Here is a 15,697-nt window from a genome sequence, read left to right on the forward strand (position 1 = left end):
ACAATTTGCCCCCATCACCAAACCGGTGCTAGCAAGCTCATAACGAACAAAAATCTTGGGAGTGAAGGCTGATGAAAGCCGTCCTGGAACAGCTCGACGCGAAACGTGAAGCGGCCCGCATGGGCGGGGGTGAAGCCCGCATCAAGGCCCAGCATGAAAAGGGCAAGCTGAGCGCGCGCGAGCGTCTGGACGTGCTGCTGGACGCGGGCAGCTTTGAAGAAATCGACATGTTCGTCGAGCACGACTGCACCGAGTTCGGCATGGCCGACAAGAAGATTCCCGGCGACGGGGTGGTGACCGGTTCGGGCACGATCAATGGTCGCCTCGTCTACGTCTTCGCCAAGGATTTCACCGTGTTCGGCGGATCGCTGTCCGCCGCCCATGCCCGCAAGATCTGCAAGGTGCAGGATGCGGCCCTGAAGAACGGCGCGCCGATCATCGGCCTGTTTGACGCCGGTGGCGCCCGCATCCAGGAAGGCGTGGATGCGCTGGGCGGCTATGCCGAGATCTTCCAGCGCAACACGCTGGCTTCGGGCGTGATCCCGCAGATCTCCGTCATCATGGGCCCGTGCGCGGGCGGCGACGTCTACTCGCCCGCCATCACCGACTTCATCTTCATGGTGAAGGACACCTCCTACATGTATGTGACGGGGCCGGACGTGGTGAAAACCGTCACCAACGAGGTCGTCACCCATGAAGAGCTGGGCGGGGCATCCGTCCACGCCAAGAAGTCCGGCGTCGCCGAGGGCGCGTTCGAGAACGATATCGAGGCGCTGGTCCAGGTGCGTCGCCTGATCGACTTCCTGCCAGCCTCCAACCGTGAGAAGCCGCCGCTCCGTGAAGTCTTCGATGCGCCGGACCGCGCCGAGCCGAGCCTTGATACGCTGGTCCCGCCGAACCCGAACAAGCCCTATGATATCAAGGAATTGATCGAGAAGGTGGCCGATGAGGGCGATTTCTATGAAATCGCACCCGATTACGCGACCAATATCGTGGTGGGCTTTGGCCGGCTGGAAGGCCAGACCGTGGGCTTCGTCGCCAACCAGCCGCTCTCGCTGGCGGGCGTGCTCGACATTGACGCGTCGAAGAAGGCCGCGCGTTTCGTGCGCTTCTGCGACGCCTTTGAAATTCCGCTGATCACCTTTGTGGACGTGCCGGGCTTCCTTCCGGGCACCAAGCAGGAATATGGCGGGCTGATCAAGCATGGCGCGAAACTGCTGTTCGCCTATGCCGAAGCCACTGTGCCCAAGCTCACCGTCATCACCCGCAAGGCCTATGGCGGCGCCTATGACGTGATGGCGTCCAAGCATTTGCGCGGCGATATCAATTATGCCTGGCCGAGCGCGGAGATCGCGGTGATGGGCGCCAAGGGCGCCGCGGAAATCATCCACCGCAAGGATCTGGGCGATGAGGCCAAGATGGCCGAACACACCAAGGCCTATGAAGACCGCTTTGCGAACCCGTTCGTGGCGGCCTCACGCGGCTTCCTCGATGATGTGATCCAGCCCCACAACACCCGCCATCGCCTGATCAAGGCCCTGCGCACCCTGCGCAACAAGGAACTCACCAATCCCTGGAAGAAGCACGACAATATTCCGCTTTAGGGGGATGAAATGAGCGTTCCGTCCGCTGATAAACAGTCATTTACTTGCCCCCATTGCGGAGCACTAGCTCATCAAACTTGGTTTGATTGCTTCGCTGCAAGTCGTCCTAAAGGAGAAGAGGGGCTTCCTGTTTTCTATGACTTAGAAAAGGTGGAGAAGGCCATTTCTGAGATTAAAGAAGGGGAAATGAGTGAAGCTGATCTTGCTAGCTTTGGCCTTGCCAAGCTTGCTGCTCAAGGTGATGTGGTATTGTGGAATCGTGGAGCCAATTTATACGCCCGTGAGGTAAAAAACCTAAATATTTCACAGTGCTTTAGCTGCGATAAGTTTGTCGTTTGGGTCAACGCAAAACAATATTGGCCACACCCTGAATATGAAATACCTCCCGCCTCTAACATGCCGACAACGGTATTAGATAATTATAGTGAAGCTAGGCTAATTTATAAAGATTCTCCGCGAGCGGCATGTGCATTACTACGCTCTGCGATTGAGTGCCTATGCAACGAAATAAATGGCAAAAACCAGAGTGTTTTTGAGGGTATCGGTCAGCTCGTAAAAGCTGGCTTAGATTCTAAAATTCAAAAAGCATTAGATGTAGTTCGAGTAACAGGAAATAATGCCATTCATCCTGGTACTATGAGTTCTGAAGATAGTTTAGATACTGCGATCAGGCTCTTTAAGTTGGTTAATATAATTGTTGAAAAGCTCATTAATGAGCCAGTTGAGATCGATAGCCTCTTCGAGGGTTTAGGTGATGGTCAGAAAGAGGCTATCGCGAGGCGTGACAACCGAGAGTGAATCCGACTTATCCTCCCCCACCCAAACCACGGCTATCCTGCAGCTCTCCCCGGTGAGAGGGCGGATCGCGACCGCTGGTGTTGGACGGGGAGCGGCGGTGCAGGCCGTCGGTGACGCCTTGAGTGTGACAGGGCTTCGCCAGCGTCGGGAAGGCCGGTTCGCGCTTACCCTTTGCTTTTAACACACACTCCGAGCCGGTTTTCCCGCGTTCGCCCCCTCAGCCCTTTAGGCGTGAGGCGTTTTGGCGTGTGTGGATGCCGTGACTTTAGATGTATGGCGCTAATGCGGGTGCGCGTCCCTCTCCCATCTTTGAGGGGAGAGGACAGGTGAGGGGTGTACTGCGTTTCAGTTTTCACGGGTTGAGCGGATTGAGGCGGACCCCCTCACCCAACCTCTCCCCCTTGATCAAGGGGGAGAGGGGCTTTGCGTTTGCGCAATGTCATCCCGGACGCGAAGCGAGCCGGGATCTACTGGAATCGCTTTGTTCTGATTACAGAGACGCTGTCACCAGATCCCGGATCAGGTCCGGGATGACGATGAAGGGGCGGGAGCAGCGAAAACTATAGGCCCTCGACATGGCAAGGCTTGTCCTTGCCATCTGATCCCAAGATCAGGCCCTGGGATGACGGGGCGGAAACCGCTATTCCAGCTCGACGGCTTCGACCTTGCCGTTTTCCAGCACCAAAGCCAGTTCGCCGCGCTTGAGGCGCAGGGCTTCGGCGCCGAAGACGTCCCGACGCCAGCCCTTGAGGGCGGGGATGTCGGCCTCGTCGTCGGCGGCGAGTTTCTCAAGATCGGGCATGGTGGCGATCAGGCGGCTGGCGACGCCTTCCTGGTCGGAGACGACCTTGAGGAAGACTTTCAGCATTTCGATGATGGGGCCGAGATTGGGCGGGCTCGGTTCGGGCTTCTCCACCTTGGGCGCATAGGCCTTGGGGTCTTCGAGCGCTTCGGTCATCAATGCGATCAGGCGCTCGGCCGGCTTGGAGCGTTCAAAGCCCTTGGGCACCGCGCGCAGGCCCTTGAGATCCTCCAGCGAGGTGGGCGAAGCGTGCGCCAGCTCGTACAGGCCATCATCCTTTATGATGCGCGAGCGGGGAATGTCGCGGGTCTGCGCTTCGGTCTCGCGCCAGAAGGCGGCGGCCTTGAGACCCGCCAGCCATTTCGCGGTGGTCTTGCGCAGCTTCAGGCGCTTCCAGGCGTCCTCGGGATGCATTTCATAGGTGGCCGGATCGGTGAGGGTCTTCATCTCCTCGGCCAGCCAGGCTTCACGCCCGACCTTGGCGAGTTTCTCGCGCAGGATCGGGAAGAGGTCGCGCAGATGGGTCACATCGGCGAGGGCGTAGACTTTCTGCTTGTCCGACAAGGGGCGGCGCGACCAGTCGGTGAAGCGCGAGCCCTTGTCCAGATTCACCTTCACCAGCGCGCGCACCAAATTGTCATAGGAGATGGAGTCGCCCAGCCCCACGGCCATGGCCGCGATCTGGCTGTCAAACAGGGGTTTGGGGATGATCCCGCCGCCCTCGTGGAAGAAAATCTCCAGATCCTGGCGGCAGGCGTGAAACACCTTGATGACGCTCTGATCGGTCAGAAGGTCGTAGAAGGGTTGAAGATCAATCCCTTCGGCCAGCGGGTCGATCAGCACCTCTGTGTCATCGCCTGCGGCCTGTATCAGGCACAGCTGCGGCCAGAAGGTGCTTTCGCGCATAAACTCGGTGTCTACGGCGACGAATTCAGCCTGGCGCAGCTTGGCGCACGCCTGGGCGAGGGACTCAGTATCGGCGATCCATTCCATGGCCCGCTCGAATATACCGAACTTCGCCCTTTGGCGAGCGTTCTGCTCACTGAGCGCTTTTTCGTCGCGCCAGCATGCGCGATGCAATGAATAGCGCCGCGCCCACAGAGCCTAGTGCGACAAAGCCATAGGCCGCCTGCAGGGGCAAAGCGCTGGCTCCGATCACCAGCAGCACCAGAGGCCCCAAAGTGCCGCCCAGGCCGTTCAGAACGCCGGAGGCGGCCAGAAGGCGCCCGCGCAATTCTTCCTTGGCCCGGCGCTGCGCCATGGCTTGGAGCGGCACCAGGAACAGCCCGCCGCCCACTGCAGACAGGGCGAGATCGATCAGGATGCGCCAGTTGGCGCTGTCTGACAGGAAGGCGCCGGCGGTGACCAGCTCTGCGCCCGGCGCCCGGTTCAGCGTATAAAGCGCGATGTCGGCGGGGAAGATCGCCAGCATGATCGCCCCGATCAGGGAAAAGCGCAGGGCGTCGCCCGATTTGGACAAGGCGCCGCAGATCACGGCGCCCAGAGCCGCGCCGATGGTGAAGATCAGCTGGAAGACAGCCACGACGCCTTCATCTGCGCCCAGAACGTCGCGAGTGAACAGCGGCAATACGGTGATGACCGCCGCGGCCAGCATCCAGAACCAGGCCACGCCCAGCAACGGGCGCAACACGTCCGGCGCCCGGATCGCGAAGCCCAGCATGCGCGGGGTCTCCCAGACAATGCCCAGAATGCCCCAGCGAACCTTCAGGGACGGGTTGCCGCCCGGCGCCGGCGTTTGCTGGCGCATGGCGATCCAGCCCAGAACCGCCATCAGGACAAGCAGGATGCTGATCAGCGTGACGCCCCAGTCGGGTCCGATCAGCAAGGTGCCGCCAATGGCGCCTATGAGAATGGCCACATTGATCGCGCCGGACAGTGCGGCGTTGGCGGGCACCAGCTCGGCAGGCTGCATCAGCGAAGGCAGGGCGGAATTGCGCGCGGGCAGGAAGAAGGTGGACTGCATGCCCATGGCGAACAGGGTGACCAGAAGCGCCAGCGGCAGCTTGAACAGAAAGCCGATCGCGGCGGTGATCATCAGGATGATCTCGGCGAACTTGGCGATGCGCATGATCTTTGTGCGGTCGTAGCGGTCCGCCACCTGACCCGCGATGGCGGAGAAGGCGAAGATCGGCACGGTGAAGGCGGTGGCCGCCAGCGGCACCATGATCTGGTTGTCCAGGCCAAACACCGTCCAGCCCTGATAGGTGGCGAGCGCCACCAGGGCATAGCGGAACAGATTGTCGTTGAAGGCCCCCAGGGTCTGGGCGACCCAGAGCGGCAGGAAGCGGCGCTGGGTCATCAGCGCAGAGACGATCTTCAGGCTCATGTCAGCCCCTCTTTCACCAGTGCGTCGGTGCGCGCTTCGATCACGGCCTCCAGCCGTTCCATGAACGCGTCCTTGTCGAGACCGGGCTCGATCGGGTCGAGAAACTCGACGATGGCGCGGCCCGGCGTCTTCCTGAACTCTTGCTGGTTCCAGGCGAGGCCCAGATTGGTGGCGACCGGGACGCAGGGGCGGTTGAGATCAGCGTAGAGGTGCCACACGCCCTTGCGATAGGGGTGTTTTTCGCCCGGCGCGGCCAGATGGCCTTCCGGATAGATCAGCACGTCACGGCCTTCATGGCGCAGCATGTCGAGGCTCTCATTCATCCGGGCGCGCGCTTCGTCCCCGCCGCCATTGGACAACACGATCACGCCGAGTTTCTTGAGGATGCGGCCCACCAGCGGGAAGCGATAAAGGTGATCGCCCGCCACGAAGGATAGATTGGCCAGTTCGGAGATCATCACGAAGCCGTCGCCCCAGCTTTGGTGCTTGGCGGCGATCACGCTGGGCTGGGGTGGCAGACGGTCGCGTCCGCGCACGTCGATGCTGACGCCGGCGATGAAGTACAGCGCCACCCGCTGGGCCGAGCCATAAAGCTGGATGCCATAGGCGAGGGGTTTGCGACCTGGCGCCAGGGCCAGCAGTGAACAGACCAGCGCGAAAACCGCAGTGATCAGCCAATAGGCGATGAAATAGGCGGCGGAGCGGATCATGGGACTCCTCCTTTTGCCGTCGAGAAGAAGGGAATGGCTCAGGCCGTCAAGAGCGCAGCGAGCGCGGCGCGCGCCAGCTCAGATGTCCGGGCCGTCATTTGCCCCTGGATGCGCCCCGCCATGCGGTGCGCTGCAGGCTGCAGCACGACACCCAGAGCCGTGGCCGCCTTCAGCTCGGGATCGCCCTGGGGGCAATCGCCGCTCTCCATGGCGCGTGCGATGGCCTGGGCGATCAGGCTGACCGGGTCGGGACGGCCTTCTCGGTCCGTGCGGCCAAAGCGGAACATGTGGATGAGGTGGTATTCAAACAGCGCCGGGTCTTCATCCGCCGCCTCGCAATAGACGCCCACGACGCGCGTTACGGCGTCTTCAAAGTTGTCTGCGTCTTCGAGTGCGGTCTCCACCAGATCGAACAGGCGCGAATGGATGGCCTCGAACAGGGCTTCGGCCAGCACTTCCTTGCTCTTGAAATGGCGGTAGATCGAGCCCTCAGCCACTTGAGCGGCGCCCGCGATTTCGCGGGTCGACACGGCGTCGACGCCGTTTTGCGAAAACAGCACCAGCGCTGCGCGTTCGATCCGCGCTTTTGCGGTGCCGTCAACGGCCGTCACGCCGCGGGGGTCGGGGGCGCCGGGAAGTGCGTCATGGGCCATTTGGGTCTCTCCAAGGCAAAGCCCGCAGAACTGCGAGCGGCGGCTATCGAAGGAGTGAGCGTTCACTCACTGTGCCGCCACTATGCCTCTCAAATGTGACCGTGTCAACGATGAGTGAGTGTTCACTCACAATGTGGGCGCCGGATCATTTCAGGCGTTGGGAGATTGAGGCGTTTGTAGCGTCAGGCTGGAAGCGCTTAGTCGGTGCTGCGCAAGGTCAGGGCTTCCGCCTCCAGCTCCCGCGTGCGGCCCTCCACACGCACCTGTAGGGCTGTCATGAAGCTGCGGCTGTCCGTGTCTGCGCTCATGGGCGGCAGGAACTCGACCACTGCCTTGCCAGGATAGAGAACAGGCTCCTGCTCAGGCCAGAAACAGCCCAGATTGGTGGCGACCGGGATGACGGGGCGATCAAGCACCTGCGCCAGACGATGCACGCCCTTTCGGAACCGGCGCCCGCCGCCGACGGGCGTCAGACCACCCTCGGGAAAGATCAGGGCCGACCGGCTGTCTCGCGCCAGACGCGCCACGCCTTCATCCAGTGCGCCATTGGCGCGCCGGCCGGCGTCATTGTCCACGACCACCGCCTGGGCGCGTTTGAGATATAGCCCGACGAGCGGAAACCGCAGCATATGATCGCCGATGACATAGGCGAGGGCGGGGTCGCGCGCGATATGGCACAGGCCGTCGCCATAGGATTGATGCTTGGCGGCGAGGATGACGGGCTGATCAGCGGGGAGATGCTCGAGGCCGCGATATTCGACGTGGACGCCGCAAATGCGCAGCCAGCGACGAAAGAGTTTCGCAAACGCGCCGATGGACATCGTCGCCGGTCCCGGACCGGGCCATAACAGGAGCGGGGAGCATAGAATCGCCAGCGTTCCCGCCAGCGCCCAGAAGCCGGTATGGAAAATCTTGGCGCGCATCCGAGCAAAATTGCTGTGTTCGGCCCGCCTCACAAGCAGGCTGTGTGCAGCATTACGGGCTTAACTCTGTTGCATGGCTTGACAGAAAGCCTGCAAACGTTCCTTTTCCAACCGCTTCTCGACCGCCCAATTGAAACGGACGATTTTCCATGCACGCCTATCGTACCCATACCTGCGGACAGCTGCGTAAAGCCCAGGTGGGCGAAACCGCGCGTCTTTCCGGCTGGATCCACCGTAAACGCGACCATGGCGGTCTGCTGTTCGTGGACCTGCGCGACCATTACGGTCTCACCCAATGCGTGCTGGAACCTGACAATCCCAATTTCGAGACGCTTGAGCGCATGCGTGCGGAAAGCGTCGTCACCGTGACCGGCAAGGTCGTGGCGCGCAGCGCGGACACCATCAACGAGAACCTGCCCACGGGTGAGGTCGAGCTGCTGGTCGAGGATCTCGTGGTCCAGTCCGCCGCCGAGGAATTGCCGCTGCCCGTGTTCGGCGAGCCGGACTGGTCTGAAGAGGTGCGTCTGAAGCACCGCTATATCGACCTGCGCCGCGAGAGCCTGCACAAGCGCATCGTGCTGCGCTCGAAAATCATCGACTCCCTGCGTCGCCGCATGGTCGATGAAGGCTTCACCGAATACCAGACCCCGATCCTGACGGCGTCCTCGCCGGAAGGCGCGCGGGACTTCCTGGTGCCGTCCCGTCTGCATCCGGGCCAGTTCTATGCGCTGCCCCAGGCGCCGCAGCAGTTCAAGCAGCTGATCATGGTCTCGGGCTTTGACCGCTACTTCCAGATCGCGCCGTGCTTCCGTGACGAAGATGCGCGCGCCGACCGCGCGCCGGGCGAGTTCTATCAGCTCGATATGGAAATGAGCTTTGTCAGCCAGGATGAAGTCTTCGGCGTGATCGAGCCGGTTCTGGCGGGCGTGTTCAACGAATTCGCCGAAGGCCGTGAAGTGCCTGAAGGCGCTTTCCCGCGCATTCCGTATGCCGAAGCCATGCGCAAATACGGCTCGGACAAGCCTGACCTGCGCAACCCGATCGAGATGGAAGCTGTGACCGAGCACTTCGCTGGCTCCGGCTTCAAGGTCTTTGCGGGCATGATCGAGAAGAACCCGAAAGTGGAAGTCTGGGCGATCCCGGCTCCCAAGGGTGGCAGCCGCGCCTTCTGTGACCGGATGAACTCCTGGGCGCAGAAACAGGGGCAGCCGGGCCTGGGTTACATTTTCTGGCGTGAAGAAGAGGGCGTACTCGCCGGAGCCGGCCCGATCGCCAAGAATATCGGCCCTGAGCGGACCGAAGCCATCCGCACCCAGCTGGGTCTCGAAGCTGGCGACGCGGTGTTCTTTGCGGCCGGTGAACCGTCCGCCTTCGCCAGCTTCGCGGGCAAGGCGCGGGATGTGGTCGGCCGTGAGCTCGACCTGTTCGAGAAGAATGTCTTCCGCTTCTGCTGGATCGTCGACTTCCCGATGTACGAATGGGATGACGAGAACAAGAAGGTGGAGTTCTCCCACAACCCGTTCTCCATGCCGCAAATGGACCCCGATGATTTCATGGCCCTGAGCAAGGACGACCATGAAACGCTTCTGGGCCTGAAAGCCTGGCAGTATGACATTGTCTGCAACGGTATCGAGCTGTCCTCGGGCGCCATCCGGAACCACCGTCCGGACGTGATGTTGAAGGCGTTCGAATTCGCCGGTTATGGCGAGGAGGTCGTGGAAGAAGCCTTTGGCGGCATGCTGAACGCCTTCCGCTATGGCGCTCCGCCGCACGGCGGCATCGCGCCGGGCGTGGACCGTATCGTCATGATGCTGGCCGATCAGGAGAACCTGCGCGAAGTCGTGATGTTCCCGAAAGACCAGCAGGCCCGCGACTTGATGATGAACGCGCCGGCTCCCGCCGAGATGCGCCAGCTGCGTGAACTGCACCTGCGCACGGTAGTGCCCGACGCCAAGAAGGACGGCTAGGGGGCAGCCTCAGCCAGACACGAAAACGGCGGGTCGATGACCCGCCGTTTTTGTATTCCGTGTCAGCCTTCGTTTTGAGGCGGCCGCGGCGGCGCAGGCGGTCGCGTGTCATCGCGCTCTTGTTCTCGCTGGCGCCGCTCTTCAGCGCGCTGGGCGGCCTCTTGCTGCCGACGCTCACGCTCGGCTTCGCGTTCAGCCCGCCGGGCCTCGATCTGCTCGAGCTCCGCCTGCATGCGCGGCGTAGGCTGCTTGGGTGGAAACGCAGGGGCGGGAACGGGATCTGACGGCGTTTCTACGACAGGTTTGGGCGCCGGAGCCGCCTGTTGAAGGATTGTGCGGATATGCTCGCCCAGCTCCGTCGGATGAATGTCGAAATCCCAGTCCATGTCTTCAAGCACGACAGTGGTTCCGGCCTCTGAATGGGCTTCGGCGTAGGCTTCCGCATGGGCTTCGGCGAGCGCATGCGCGGCGACGCGCAGGGAATCGCGCACGGCTGCAGCTGTGGCCTGTTCGATCGCCAGCTCCACGCCGTCCTGGTTTTCAGATTCATTGATCCGCACGGTGATGTCCTGCGCCGCATGGCGCAGCTCGGCGACCGCTTCGCGCAGGGCGGCGGCCATTTCACGCTCCCGGACACGACTGGCCATACCGTTTTCAGCCAAGGCTGCTTCGAGCTCAGCACTGGCGCGTTCCAGTTCTTCGCGTTGCGTCTCAAGGCTGGGCGCGGGCAGAGCGGCCACAGCTTCTGACGAGCGGCGCAGGGTGAACACCAGCGCGCCGTCTTCCGAGCACCGGGTCAGGGTGTAGTCAAAGGGCAGGCGGGTGTTCTCGTCACCGCACACATGGTGGAAATTGTCAGCCGTCAGCCCGTCTGCATCGCGCAGGTCCGTGGAGGACAGATTCACCGCAATAAAGCGGGAATTGGAGAACTCGGTGTCGCGCAGGTCGGCATAGCTGAGATCGGTGTTCTCGAAGATCACGTTTTCAAACAGGCTGCCCCGTGCATCCACGCCGCGCAGCCTCGCGCCATAAAAATGCGCGCTCCGCAGGTTGGAGCCACGCAGATTGGCATGGCTGAAATCGGCTTGGCGGAATACGGAATCGGGCAGATTGGTGTCGCGCATGTTTGCGCCGGTGAAGTCTGACAGCAGAAACACGCCGCCCTGCAGATCTGAATCTTCAAGATCTGAACCGCGCAGGCTCACCTGGTGCGCCCTTAGGCGCTGCAGCAGTGCGTCCTGAAGGTTCGCGCCGTCCAGCGTCACATTCGACAGGCGCGCTTCGGTCAGTGTCGCGCTTTCAAAGTTCGCCCCGGTCAGGTCGAGATCAACCAATTGGGCGCCGAGCATCTGGGCGTCGGAAAAATTCGAGGCTGTCAGATCGCCGCCGACGATCTGGGCGCCTGCGAGATTGCCGTCGGTGAAGACGCAAGACCGGCAATCACCGCCGATATACAGACGGCGATGCGGTTCTCCAGCCTGTCCGGGGGCGGACAAACCTGCGCTCAGCGCCAGAGCCAGTATGACGGTACGATAAGGCATGCCCTAGATGTAGTCCGCCTGTCGGCTATGAGCGACTTAAATCGTAGTAAGTTGCAGTGAACCCGTTTAGCGGCAACGCGGAATCGTCAGCCCGGCAGGCAGTTGCGTACTTTCATCGCCGCAAGCGAGATTCAGTTGGGACTGGGTGAGCCCCCGTGCCGTGGCCATCTCGGCGCCGGACAGATTCGCGCCTTCCAGACGGGCGCCGGTCATATCGGCGCTGCCGAAATAGGCGCCGACAGCCGTAGAGCGGCTCAGATCGGCGTGGACGAAGCTCGCGGACGTGAAGCGGGCGCCGAACAGGTTTGCGATCGACAGGTTGGTGCGCGTGAAATTCGCCCGGTTCATGGTGGCGAGGCTGAGATCCGCTTGCCGCAGCCGGGCGCCCGAAACATCGATGTCCGGCAAGTCCAGATAGCTCAGATCCGCCTGGAAGAGATTGCAACCCGGGCAAGACTGGCCCGCTCGAACGCGCTCGATCTCGCTGGCGTTCTGGGCAAAAGCGGGACCGCCAAGCATCAGAGCCAGGACCAGAAGGGCCGAAACCTGTTTCAACATGGTGCACACCTTGTCTGTTAGCGGTCTGCACTGCGCAAGTTTCAGGCCTTAGACCTTGCCCGCCCAGCCGCAGGCGTCACATCCCAGAAGCCCGGCGTTCTCGATCACGGTAAAATGGCCGCATTCCGGGCAGGGATCGCCGTGGTAATTGACCACATGCTCTTCCAGACGCTCCACATTGGCGCCGCCTGAGCTGCCCGATCCGCTCGACTGAGGTTTGGGGTCAAACTCGAATCCGCTGCCTTCTGCAGCATCCTCAGGCTTTCCCGGCTTGGGACGGCTCCCCAGCATGACCACATTGTCGGGCAGCTGGCCGCGCGAGAAGCCCTTTGAAATCAGGCTCGCAGGATCGGCCTCGCGCACCAGCTTCTCTTGCTCGACGCCTTTGCCCAATCCGCCCGGATCGTAATTGTGCGGATCGGTCTGGGCGAGATCCTCCCGCCCGAGATAGCTCACTGCCAGCTCGCGAAAAATGTAATCGAGGATCGAACTGGCGTGCTTGATGGAGTCATTGCCATCCACATCGCCCGCCGGTTCGAACCGGGTGAACAGATAGGCGTCCACATACTCTTCCAGCGGCACGCCGTATTGCAGGCCGATGGAAATGGAGATCGCGAAATTGTTCATCAGCGAGCGGAAGGCGGCGCCTTCCTTGTGCATGTCGATGAAGATCTCGCCCAGCTCGCCATCTTCGAACTCGCCGGTATGCAGATAGACCTTGTGACCGCCCACGGTGGATTTCTGGATATAGCCCTTGCGGCGGTCGGGCAGCTTGCGGCGCTCTGTGGCGCGCTCGACATATTTCTCCACCACGCGTTCGACCACGCGTTCTTCGGCGATTACGGATCGGCGCACCGAGTCGCCCGTCTCGTATTCAATGGTATTGAGAAGGTCATAGAGCGCATCGCCTTCACGCCGGATCGCAAGGCCGGTCAGCCCGCGCCGTGCGCTGGAGGCAATCAGCGCGCCCAGTTCCTCAATCGAGCTTGATCCGGGCAGCGCCAGTTCCAGGCTGGCGGTGCTTTCCAGAACGTCTTCGCAGGCTTCAGCCATGGCCAGACGGGCTTCCGGCGTGGGATCGGCGAAGACGGCCCGCAGCTCCGGGCTAAGGACTTCGCAATCATCCAGCCGGCCTGCGCCATGGACATAGCGTTCGGCGGCGATGACTTCGAGCGGATCCACGCCCAGCTTTTCCAGAAGGCGCGGGCCAGCTTCGTCAAAGTGTTCCGGGCTCAGCCCGCAACGACGCGCCACCTCGGGGCCCAGGCTCCAGCGGTTGATCGCGAAACGCAGCGGGACGCCATCGCTCAGAGCCGCATCGATCCGGGCGAAACCGGCCTGATCGACGCCCGCATTTTCCAGTTGGGTGATCCAGGTGGCGGAGTGACCAGCCAATGCGCCAGCGCCCAGGGCATGGCGGCGCGCGATGGCTTCTTCATCCGCGGTCAGCGAGCCCAGGGCAGCGCTGACACAGCTCGCAAAGCTCCGCCCGCCCGGTGCATCAAGCGCAGCGGGAGGATGAACGCCAACCGATTCTGCGCCGATCAGACCCGCCGTCAGAGGATCAGGACGCTCCAGGCTTACGGGAGCGGGAGATTCGTTACGCACGATCTGCACGATGTGCTGGGCGCGTTCGCGCGCCTCTTCACTGTCATAGGGCAGGGCAAGCGCGGTCAGAGCGGCGCCCAGACCCGACAGACCCAATGCGCCGGACTGGCGGGACGCCACATCGCCCCACAAGCGCGAGGCATGGGCCAGACCGTCTTCATCAAGCGCACGGTCGCTGACGAAACGCGCAAGATTGATCACGACCGCCACGGCGGTCCGGGCTTGAGGCTCGGTGAAGTGCAGCGCCGGACGCCCATGGGTCCAGACCGCTTCGGACAAGCGGTTCATGACGGCGCGCGCACTCTGACCATCGGCCAGCGGGGCATCGGTCTCGACCGCTTCAAAGAAAGCCGGGTCGAGTTGGACGTCGGGCAGCTCTGGCGTGGATGGCGTGGAGAACAAGCCTTGTTCGGGTGTGATCAGGCCCTGCCGGGCGCGCGCAATGGCGCGTTCGATCATGGCGTCCGGCGCACCATCCCGGCGGGCCGACCGCACGGCGCGCGCCAGCGCCCGGTTGCGACGCGGGTCAAAGCATTCATCGTCCGCGCCGTCGCAGTTCACACAGGCAAGCGCCACAGCTTCCAACCGCTCGGCCAGCACGCGGGCGCCCACATTGGCGGCGGCCTGGCCCATTTCAGCGGCATTGAGCGCGTTGATCGCCTCTGTAAGGCCTTCCGCACCGATGAGCGGGCGGGTGTCGGGGGCGGTCAGCCCTTCATGACGCCAGATCGAGGCGACGGGGCCGGCCTCGCGATGCAGCAGACTCGCGAGAAGCTCATCGCGTTCGATGTCACTGTCCTGTGACAGCGATTCAGCCAGTTCGCTCAGGACATGGCCGGCATGGAGCTGGTCGCCGGGGTGGGCATCGCTCAAGGCCACAAGCGCGGCGATATTGCGGGCGTCCCAGCCTTCCGGGGCCAAGAGCTCGATCTCGGCCTCGCCAGCCACGGCGTCAGGATCAGGGCTGTCCGCCTGACGGCTGAGAAAGGCGAAATCATCCAGCGGTGAAACGCCGTTACGGGACAGGCGGCGGTTGTGGCTCATGACGGCTCCTACCAATCGGGCGCGCGAATCACCCTCATGGTACCGGAGGCGTGGGCTTGGAGTCGAAGTCTGAACAGGATGGTCTTAACCTGAGCGTGGAAAACTGATGGTCCACAGCGACCATAGGGTCACGCTGCGCGATTGAAAGCAGGGTTTTGGCGCCCAAATGAGGGTGCATGACTGGACCCGACGCATGCGCAGGGGCATATAGCGGTCACGAGTATTAGTTCGAAGGAGCACGCCATGCTTGGCCTGCTGTCAAAAGCTTTCACCTGGTGGAATGGCGCATCCGCGGGCGCTGTCTGGACGATCTGGCGCTCGGGAGAGCTCGTCGGCGAAGACGAGTTCGGCAACAAATACTACCAGGAACGCAAGGGCGGCACCGGTGCGGACGGAAAAGTTCGCCGCTGGGTCGTCTATAACGGCTATGCCGATGGCTCTCGCGTGCCGTCTGACTGGCATGGCTGGATGCACCACACCTTCGATGAAGCGCCGGCCAGCACCCCCTTGCCCCGCAAGGACTGGGAGCAGGAGCATCAGCCCAACATGACCGGCACGCTGCACGCCTATCGTCCCACGGGTTCGCTGACCGCCGGTTCGGCCCGTCAGCGCCAGTCGACAGCGGCAGACTACGAAGCCTGGACCCCGGGGGATTAAGCCCATGCGTGGCGGCGCCATTCTTGAGACCGTTCTCGGCCTGATCGTCCTGCTCGCGGCAGGCGCTTTCTTCCTCTATGCCCAGGGGCAGGTGGATGATGGCTCGGGCGCCGACGGTTACAAGCTGACCGCCCGTTTCTCCTCGGTCGGTGACCTCACGCGCGGCGCGGATGTCCGTGTCGCCGGCGTGCCCGTAGGTACGGTCACGGCGGTTCGCCTGGATCAGGAAACCTATTTCGCCGAAGCCGAGCTTGAATTGAGCGGCGCGATCGAAATTCCTACCGATTCCACGGCCAAGATCGCCACGGCCGGGCTGCTCGGCGGGTCTTTTGTCGAGATCGAACCGGGCGGCGATATGGATGTGCTGTCCGAGGGCGATGAAATCTCATACACGCAGGGCGCTGTGGACATGTTCGACCTGATCGGTCAGGCGGTGATGAATCGCGGCTCTTCATCGTCGGAAAGCGAAGGGTCTTGAGGCCGAA

The 15,697-nt window shown here is 62.3% G+C and carries 13 protein-coding genes; 5 read left to right on the plus strand and 8 right to left on the minus strand.

The window, feature by feature from the left end; translation table 11 throughout:
* Positions 1-71 precede the first annotated feature (71 nt).
* Positions 72-1,604, plus strand: a complete 1,533-nt coding sequence (locus RBA95_RS09200; RefSeq protein WP_306016547.1) for an acyl-CoA carboxylase subunit beta — start codon at positions 72-74, stop codon at positions 1,602-1,604.
* A 9-nt stretch (positions 1,605-1,613) separates the two neighbouring features.
* The gene (locus RBA95_RS09205; protein WP_306016548.1) at positions 1,614-2,402 is read left to right on the plus strand and encodes a DUF4145 domain-containing protein; all 789 of its coding nucleotides are present in this window, start codon (positions 1,614-1,616) and stop codon (positions 2,400-2,402) included.
* Between the two features lie 640 nt (positions 2,403-3,042).
* Here RBA95_RS09205 and rnd read toward each other — a convergent pair.
* The 5 genes from rnd to RBA95_RS09230 form a co-directional block, all read right to left on the minus strand.
* On the minus strand, positions 3,043-4,197 hold the full coding sequence (gene rnd / locus RBA95_RS09210; protein WP_306016549.1) for a ribonuclease D: 1,155 nt from the start codon (positions 4,195-4,197) through the stop codon (positions 3,043-3,045).
* 46 nt (positions 4,198-4,243) lie between these two features.
* Entirely contained in the window at positions 4,244-5,551 is a 1,308-nt protein-coding gene (locus tag RBA95_RS09215) for an MFS transporter (protein ID WP_306016550.1), read from the minus strand.
* The gene (locus tag RBA95_RS09220) at positions 5,548-6,261 is read right to left on the minus strand and encodes a 1-acyl-sn-glycerol-3-phosphate acyltransferase (RefSeq protein ID WP_306016551.1); all 714 of its coding nucleotides are present in this window, start codon (positions 6,259-6,261) and stop codon (positions 5,548-5,550) included. The genes RBA95_RS09215 and RBA95_RS09220 overlap by 4 nt, the downstream gene beginning before the upstream one ends.
* Positions 6,262-6,299: 38 nt before the next feature.
* Entirely contained in the window at positions 6,300-6,914 is a 615-nt protein-coding gene (locus RBA95_RS09225; RefSeq protein ID WP_306016552.1) for a TetR/AcrR family transcriptional regulator, read from the minus strand.
* 197 nt (positions 6,915-7,111) lie between these two features.
* Positions 7,112-7,837, minus strand: coding sequence for a 1-acyl-sn-glycerol-3-phosphate acyltransferase (locus RBA95_RS09230; RefSeq protein ID WP_306016553.1), 726 nt, complete (start codon positions 7,835-7,837; stop codon positions 7,112-7,114).
* Between the two features lie 149 nt (positions 7,838-7,986).
* Here RBA95_RS09230 and aspS point away from each other — a divergent pair, with 149 nt between their 5' ends.
* Positions 7,987-9,804 carry an aspartate--tRNA ligase gene (aspS, locus tag RBA95_RS09235; protein ID WP_306016554.1) on the plus strand — a complete coding sequence of 606 codons (1,818 nt, stop codon included), beginning with the start codon at positions 7,987-7,989 and terminating at the stop codon, positions 9,802-9,804.
* 62 nt (positions 9,805-9,866) lie between these two features.
* Here aspS and RBA95_RS09240 read toward each other — a convergent pair whose 3' ends face one another.
* The 3 genes from RBA95_RS09240 to RBA95_RS09250 all read right to left on the minus strand — a co-directional run bounded on the left by RBA95_RS09240 (position 9,867) and on the right by RBA95_RS09250 (position 14,555).
* Positions 9,867-11,345 (minus strand): pentapeptide repeat-containing protein, encoded by a 1,479-nt coding sequence (locus tag RBA95_RS09240; protein ID WP_306016555.1) that lies wholly within the window; start codon positions 11,343-11,345, stop codon positions 9,867-9,869.
* Between the two features lie 66 nt (positions 11,346-11,411).
* Positions 11,412-11,903, minus strand: coding sequence for a pentapeptide repeat-containing protein (locus RBA95_RS09245; RefSeq protein ID WP_306016556.1), 492 nt, complete (start codon positions 11,901-11,903; stop codon positions 11,412-11,414).
* A gap of 48 nt (positions 11,904-11,951) precedes the next feature.
* Positions 11,952-14,555, minus strand: a complete 2,604-nt coding sequence (locus RBA95_RS09250) for a hypothetical protein (RefSeq protein ID WP_306016557.1) — start codon at positions 14,553-14,555, stop codon at positions 11,952-11,954.
* 243 nt (positions 14,556-14,798) lie between these two features.
* On the opposite strand from RBA95_RS09250, the gene RBA95_RS09255 reads away from it, so the two are divergent.
* Together RBA95_RS09255 and mlaD are read left to right on the plus strand one after the other, a co-directional pair.
* On the plus strand, positions 14,799-15,212 hold the full coding sequence (locus tag RBA95_RS09255; RefSeq protein ID WP_306016558.1) for an NADH:ubiquinone oxidoreductase subunit NDUFA12: 414 nt from the start codon (positions 14,799-14,801) through the stop codon (positions 15,210-15,212).
* Positions 15,213-15,216: 4 nt separating this feature from the next.
* On the plus strand, positions 15,217-15,690 hold the full coding sequence (mlaD, locus tag RBA95_RS09260; protein ID WP_306016559.1) for an outer membrane lipid asymmetry maintenance protein MlaD: 474 nt from the start codon (positions 15,217-15,219) through the stop codon (positions 15,688-15,690).
* The last annotated feature ends 7 nt before the right edge of the window (positions 15,691-15,697 follow it).

The organism is Oceanicaulis sp. MMSF_3324 (assembly GCF_030733545.1).
GTDB lineage: Bacteria > Pseudomonadota > Alphaproteobacteria > Caulobacterales > Maricaulaceae > Oceanicaulis.